7 protein-coding genes are annotated in these 6203 nt (G+C 65.7%); 1 reads left to right on the top strand and 6 read right to left on the bottom strand.

Annotated elements, in window-relative coordinates:
- From ACE3TU_RS17855 to ACE3TU_RS17840, 4 genes are all read right to left on the bottom strand, one after another.
- Window positions 1-722: ABC transporter ATP-binding protein (locus tag ACE3TU_RS17855; protein WP_374626647.1), on the bottom strand; the 722-nt coding region annotated here is incomplete at its 3' end.
- A gap of 5 nt (window positions 723-727) precedes the next feature.
- A complete protein-coding gene (locus tag ACE3TU_RS17850; RefSeq protein WP_374626645.1) occupies window positions 728-1558 on the bottom strand; it encodes a carbohydrate ABC transporter permease in 831 nt (276 codons plus the stop codon).
- Entirely contained in the window at window positions 1558-2475 is a 918-nt protein-coding gene (locus ACE3TU_RS17845; protein ID WP_374626651.1) for a carbohydrate ABC transporter permease, read from the bottom strand. The genes ACE3TU_RS17850 and ACE3TU_RS17845 overlap by 1 nt, the downstream gene beginning before the upstream one ends.
- Before the next feature lie 149 nt (window positions 2476-2624).
- On the bottom strand, window positions 2625-3842 hold the full coding sequence (locus tag ACE3TU_RS17840) for an ABC transporter substrate-binding protein (RefSeq protein WP_374626649.1): 1218 nt from the start codon (window positions 3840-3842) through the stop codon (window positions 2625-2627).
- Between the two features lie 547 nt (window positions 3843-4389).
- On the opposite strand from ACE3TU_RS17840, the gene ACE3TU_RS17835 reads away from it, so the two are divergent.
- Window positions 4390-5409 (top strand): substrate-binding domain-containing protein, encoded by a 1020-nt coding sequence (locus ACE3TU_RS17835; RefSeq protein WP_374626643.1) that lies wholly within the window; start codon window positions 4390-4392, stop codon window positions 5407-5409.
- 16 nt (window positions 5410-5425) lie between these two features.
- Here ACE3TU_RS17835 and ACE3TU_RS17830 read toward each other — a convergent pair whose 3' ends face one another.
- Window positions 5426-5800, bottom strand: coding sequence for a hypothetical protein (locus ACE3TU_RS17830; protein ID WP_374626641.1), 375 nt, complete (start codon window positions 5798-5800; stop codon window positions 5426-5428).
- 103 nt (window positions 5801-5903) lie between these two features.
- Window positions 5904-6203 (bottom strand): DUF1513 domain-containing protein (locus ACE3TU_RS17825; RefSeq protein WP_374626640.1); only part of this gene is annotated, 300 nt, incomplete at its 5' end.

Below are 6203 nucleotides of genomic sequence, written 5' to 3'. Positions count from 1 at the left end.
TTCATCTTGGGCGAACCGATGAAACCGGCGACGAACAGCGACTGCGGATTCTCGTAGAGTTCGAGCGGCGTGCCGACCTGCTCGACGAGGCCGTCGCGCAGCACGCAGATGCGATCGGCGAGCGTCATCGCCTCGACCTGATCGTGCGTCACGTAGACCATGGTGGCGGTGTGCATCTGGTGGTGCAGCTTGGCGATCTCGAGCCGGGTGGCGACGCGCAGCGCCGCATCGAGGTTGCTGAGCGGCTCGTCGAACAGGAACACCTTGGGATCGCGCACGATGGCGCGCCCGATGGCGACGCGCTGGCGCTGGCCGCCCGAGAGCTGCTTGGGCAGCCGCTCGAGATAGGGCGTGATCTGCAGCATCTCGGCCGCCTGGTGCACGCGCTGCTTGATCGCCTCCGGACCCGACTTGGCCAGTTGCATGCCGAAGGCCATGTTCTCGTAGACCGTCATGTGCGGGTAGAGCGCATAGGACTGGAACACCATGGCGATGCCGCGCCGCGAGGGGGCAAGCGCGTTGACCAGCTGCCCGTCGAACCGCATCTCGCCCGAGGTGATGTCCTCGAGGCCCGCCATCAGCCGCAGCAGCGTTGACTTGCCGCAGCCGGACGGCCCGACCAGCACCATGAATTCGCCGGAGCGGATGTCGAGGTCGACCCCCTTGATGACGTCCACCAGTCCGAACGACTTGCGGATGTTCTTGAGCTCGATATGCGCCATGGTTGTTAGCCCTTTACGCCGCCGGCGGTCAGGCCGGAAATGATCTTGCGCTGGAAAACGAGGACGAGGATGACCAGCGGCACGGTGACGATCACCGATGCCGCCATGATGTTGCCCCAGGGGATTTCGTACTGGCTGCCGCCCGACAGCAGCGCAATGGCGACCGGCACGGTGCGGGTGGCATTGGACGAGGTGAAGGTCAGGGCGAACAGGAACTCGTTCCACGCCCCGATGAAGGCGAGCAGCCCCGTCGTCACCAGCGCCGGCCACATCAGCGGCATGAACACCCGGGTGATGATCACCCAGGGCGTCGCCCCGTCGACGATCGCCGCCTCCTCGATCTCGATCGGCAGATCGCGCATGAAGGTGGTCAGCACCCACACGGTGAAGGGCAGCGTGAAGATGGTGTAAGAGAAGATCAGCGCCCACGGCGTGTTGTAGATGCCGAGGAAGCGGATCACCTCGAACAGGCCGGCGAGCACCGCGATCTGCGGGAACATCGACACGGCGAGGATGGTCATCAGCAGCAGCCCGCGACCGCGGAAGCGCACGCGACTGAGCGCGAACGAGGCGGTGACCGCGAGGAACAGCGCCAGCAGCACCGTGACGCCGGCGACGAACACCGAGTTCAGCAGGTTCTGCGGGAAGCTGCCCGAATTGAGCACGCTCAGGTAGTTCTCGAACGACAGCGAGGTCGGCCAGTAGGTGACGCGGAACAGGTCCGTGCCGGATTTGAAGCTGGTCAGGATGGCGTAGTAGAACGGGAACACCGCCACCACGACGATGAACACCACCAGCGCGTAGAAGCCGGTCTTCTTGGCAAGCGACCAGACCATCAGCGGTCTCCCCCGTCGAAGCGGACCTTGCCCAGCCAGATATAGAGGGCGGTCATGACGGCAATGATCAGGAACAGCAGTGTCGACTGGGCGGAGCCGTAGGCGAACTTGTCGAAGTCGAACAGGTTCTCGCGGCTGATCACGCTCATCGTCTTGGTGGCCGAGCTGTTGGGCGTCAGCACGTAGATGAGGTCGAAGATGCGCATGGCGTCGAGCAGGCGGAAGATCACCGCCACCATCAGCGCCGGCTGCACCAGCGGCAGCGTCACCCGGAAGAACACCTTGACCGGATGCACGCCATCGATGCGCGCCGCTTCGTAGACATCCTTGGGCACCATCTGCAGCCCGGCCAGGATCAGCAGCGCCATGAACGGCGTCGTCTTCCAGATGTCGACGATCAGCACCGCGGTCATGGCGGTGTCGACGCTGGCGGTCCAGGCGATCTTCTGGCTGATCAGGCCCAGGTTGAGGAACAGATCGTTGATGATGCCGAACTGGTCGTTCAGCATCCAGGACCACATCTTGGCCGACACGATCGTCGGGATGGCCCAGGGAATGAGGATGGCGGCGCGGACGATGCCGCGGCCCCTGAATTCGGCATTGAGCACCAGCGCCACGATCATGCCGATGACCGTCTCGAGCGCCACCGAGACGACGGCGAAGCGCACGGTGTTCCACACCGCGTTCCACCAGGCCGGATCGACCAGCAGGCCGGAGAAGATGGTCCGGCCGCTCTTCAGCGTCGTCCAGCTCAGGTAGTTCTTGAAGCCGACGAACTCGGCTCCGTAGAGATCAGTCAGCGAGGCATTGGTGAACGAGAAGTAGATCGTCCTGAGCAGCGGCCAGCCCGCCACCACGGCCAGCGCCGCCAGCATCGGAATGAGGAACCACATCGCCGCGGCGACGCGGGACTTCATCAGTTCGGACTCGATCTTCCGGGCCTGGACGATCGGCGAACTGGGGACGGCGGCTTCCGTGGTCATCGAAAGGGGCTCCTGCTGGCCAAGTGACGCCACGGCGCGGACGACGAGGGGGTGCCGTCCGCGCCGCGTGAAGGTCTAGGACCTTACCAGGTATCGCCGCCCTTGAGCTCGGTCAGCTTGGCTTCGAGCAGCTCGAGGTTCTCGGCGGCGGTGCCATTGCCCGACAGCGTGTCGTGGACGGCCGACCAGAACAGCGAGGAGACCTCGTTGTACTTCACCTTGGTCGGCGCCGACGGACGCGGCACGGCATTGAGGAACACGTCCTTCCAGCGCGGGATGATCGGCTGGCTCGCGGCGATGTCGGCATCGTCGTAGAGCGAGACGATGGTGGGCAGGTTGGACTGCTTGAGAGCGCGTTCCTTCTGCACGTCAGCCGACGACAGGAACAGGGCGAGCTTGATCGCCTCGTCCGGGTTCTTGGAGTACTTGGAGACGGCGATGTTCCAGCCGCCCAGCGTGGCCGCCGAGCGGGCGCCCTCGCCTTCACCCATCGGCAGCGGAGCCACGTCGAACAGGCCCTTCACCGCCGAGTCGTCGCCATTGCCGAGCTGGAAGGCATACGGCCAGTTGCGCATGAACACGGCATTGCCGAGCTGCCACACGCCGCGGCTCTCTTCTTCCTGGTAGGCCAGCACGCCCTGCGGCGCGATGGTGCCGACCCAGCTCTTGGCCATCTCGAGCGCGGCCGCGGCCTGCGCGTTGTTGATCGAGATCGTGCCATCGGGCTCGACGATCTGGCCGCCGCCATACGACTTCACCCACTCGAGGGCGTCGCAGGTGAGGCCTTCATAGGCGTTGCCCTGGAACACGAAGCCCTGCATGTCGGCCTTGCCGGCAGCACGTTCCGCGTCCTGGATCTCCTTGGCGGTCGCCGCCAGCTCGGACCAGGTGGTCGGCACGGACTTGCCGTACTTCTCGAGCAGGTCCTTGCGGTAGTAGAGCGCCGGGGCGTCGGTGAAGGCGGGCAGCGCCACCAGCTTGCCGTTGGCGGTCTGCGACTCGATGATCGAGGGGAAGTGGTTCCCGACGACGTCCTTGGCGGCCTCGGTCAGATCGAGGAACTGGTCGGCGAGCTGCGGCGCCCAGATCACGTCGGTCTGGTAGACGTCGATATCGGCATTGCCGGCGGCGAGCCACAGCCGGTACTGGCCGAACTGGTCGGTCGTCGACGACGGCATCGGCACGATGGTGACCTTGTTGCCGGTCTCGGCCTCGAAGCGATCGAGCTGCGAGCGCAGGAACTCGAGACCATTGCCGGTGTCGCCCGAAACGATGGCGAGATCGGCCGCCTGGGCCGCCATCACGCCGAGCGTGGCGCCGGCAAGCAGGCCCGCGATCAGGGACTTCAGTTTCATTGGTATACCTCCCAAGGGACTGGTTGACCGGGAGGCAGACGAGTGGAGGACGGCACCCAAAACGGGCGTCGGCCGGCACCAGAACTCCTCCCTCAAACGCTCCGATCCCGAACGATGTCCCCGTCCGGGAATGTCTTCAAAGCGCTTTGAGCCGGAAATTAGTCTCGTGAGCGAAACGCTGTCAAGCAGGATTCGGACGATTCCACGTCGCGGGAGTGACGGTTGATAGAATTGTTCATGTATTACAGATAGTTATATGGGGAACTTCGTCGTCATGGCAGAATCGCTGTCGCATGCGATGAGGTTCGTACCTCAGGAAATCGGGGCCGGACAGCCCACTTGCGCTTCGCTTCCAAATCGCTTTGAATGCCCTGCCTCGAGGAGGAGGAGCTCGCGGGCGGCGTGCAGCCGCCGGCGCGGCTGTGCGCGGGTGCGATCGTGTCGCGGCCGCCCGCGCGGCGACCGACATGTATGGGTGTATCTGGTTTTGACGATGAAACTCAAAGACTTGGCCGCCGAGCTCGGGCTGTCGCAAACGACCGTCAGCCGGGCCCTGAATGGCTTTCCCGAGGTCAACGAGGCCACCCGGCAGCGCGTCAGCGAGGCGGCGCGACGACTGGGCTACCGGGCCAATGTCGCGGCCCGACGCCTCGCCACCGGCCGCTCCGGCGCCATCGGCGTCGCGCTGCCGCTGCAGCGCTCGATGCATTTCGGTCCGCACGTGTCGGAATTCCTCTCCGGCATCTCCGAGCGGCTGGCCCAGAACGAGATCGACCTGGTCGTCGCGCCGATCGAGGAGGACGATGAACTGCCGGTCTACCGCCGGCTCGCCGCCAGCAAGCGGGTCGACGCCGTGGTGATCTCGGCCCCCACCCCGAAGGACGCGCGCATCGCCGAGCTGACCGAACTGGGACTGCCGTTCCTGCTGCACGGGCGCACCGAAGTCGGCATCCCGCACGCCTTCCTCGACATCGACAACGAGGGCGCCTTCCGGCGCGCCACCAGCCACCTGATCGACCTCGGACACCGGCACATCGCCATGATCAACGGGCCGGAGGAACAGACCTTCGCCATCCACCGCGACCGCGGCTACAAGAGCGCCATGCTGGCGCGCGGCCTCGTGCCCGACCCGCAGCTGATCGGCGGCGGCCGCTTCACCGACGAGAACGGCTTCCGCCTCGCCCAGGCCTTCCTCGAGCGCCGCCCCCGCCCCACGGCGTTCCTCGCCGGCTCGATGATGACCGCGCTCGGCGTCTTCCGTGCCCTGCGCCTGGCCGGGCTCGAACTGGGCCGCGACGTCTCGATGATCGCCCATGACGACGTGTTCCCGTACCTCAACGCCGACAACATGGTGCCCTCGATGTCGACGACGCGCTCCTCGATCCGCGCCGCCGGGGCCCGCATCGCCGACCTGATCCTGCTGATGCAGGAGGGCAAGGACCCCGGCTCCATCCACGAGGTCTGGCCGGTGGAACTGGTACTGCGGGAGTCGACGGCCCCGGCGCCGGTGTGAGCCGGAGGCGGGTCTGTCAGTCGACGGTACGCCCGTTGGCATAGCGCCAGACCGGCAGCCATTGCAGGACCGAAATGAGCAGTGGAACGCCGATCGCGACGGCGAGACCGGCGGCATCGGTCGAGCGCCCGCGCGTGAACAACGGCCAGGCGGACAGGCCGTTGGCGACCATGCCGAAGGCGAGCCAGGCGGCGTAGGCGAGGGCAAAGGGGAACCAGAACCTCTGGCCAAGGATCGACCAGCCGAATGCATAGGCGAACAAACCGACGAGCCCGATGATCGAAAATCCCAATCCTATCCAGTGGCGCGGCTCCAGCGGCCCCACCAGTAGATCCGGAATGCCGCTGACGGTGATCAGGGTAAGAACAACGGCCAATATCTTCCAAAACATGCGATACTCCACATGAAACGGGCGAAGTAGAGCATAGGCCGGTTGAGGGATTGTTGATCCGGCTTGGGGAATTGTTGGGCGCCTTCTCGCCGTGCCGGGGCGTTCACACCGGTTTCAGTCGCCGCAGGTGGTTGTCGAAGTTCAGTTCGAACGTCGTGAGCGGGGCTGGGGAACCGGCAAAACCCGCGAGGTGGCCGGTGCCGCTCGAGACGAGGAGGCCCGGGCCGTCCGGGGCGACGCCGCAGACATTGTCGAGGCCGAGCGTCGCCACCACGCCACCCGTGTCCGGATCGAGGGCGAGGATGGTGTTGCCCTCGGGCGAGGAGACGCCGACGAGGCGGCCATCGGCCGAGACGGCGACCGAGCCGATATAGTTGCGCAGGGCGGCAAGGGGCGCCGCGGG

This window comes from Devosia sp. (assembly GCF_041917035.1).
GTDB lineage: Bacteria > Pseudomonadota > Alphaproteobacteria > Rhizobiales > Devosiaceae > Devosia_A.
Note: the sequence above shows the minus strand (reverse complement) of the source record. Positions and strands in the feature narration are given on the sequence as shown.

Bases quoted from the DNA above. Each gene is read 5' to 3' on its own strand.
- ACE3TU_RS17840 (WP_374626649.1), bottom strand. From the start codon at position 3,842: ATGGCGGCCCAGGCGGCCGATCTCGCCATCGTTTCGGGCGACACCGGC.
- ACE3TU_RS17835 (WP_374626643.1), top strand. From the start codon at position 4,390: ATGAAACTCAAAGACTTGGCCGCCGAGCTCGGGCTGTCGCAAACGACC.
- ACE3TU_RS17850 (WP_374626645.1), bottom strand. From the start codon at position 1,558: ATGGTCTGGTCGCTTGCCAAGAAGACCGGCTTCTACGCGCTGGTGGTG.
- ACE3TU_RS17830 (WP_374626641.1), bottom strand. From the start codon at position 5,800: ATGTTTTGGAAGATATTGGCCGTTGTTCTTACCCTGATCACCGTCAGC.
- ACE3TU_RS17845 (WP_374626651.1), bottom strand. From the start codon at position 2,475: ATGAAGTCCCGCGTCGCCGCGGCGATGTGGTTCCTCATTCCGATGCTG.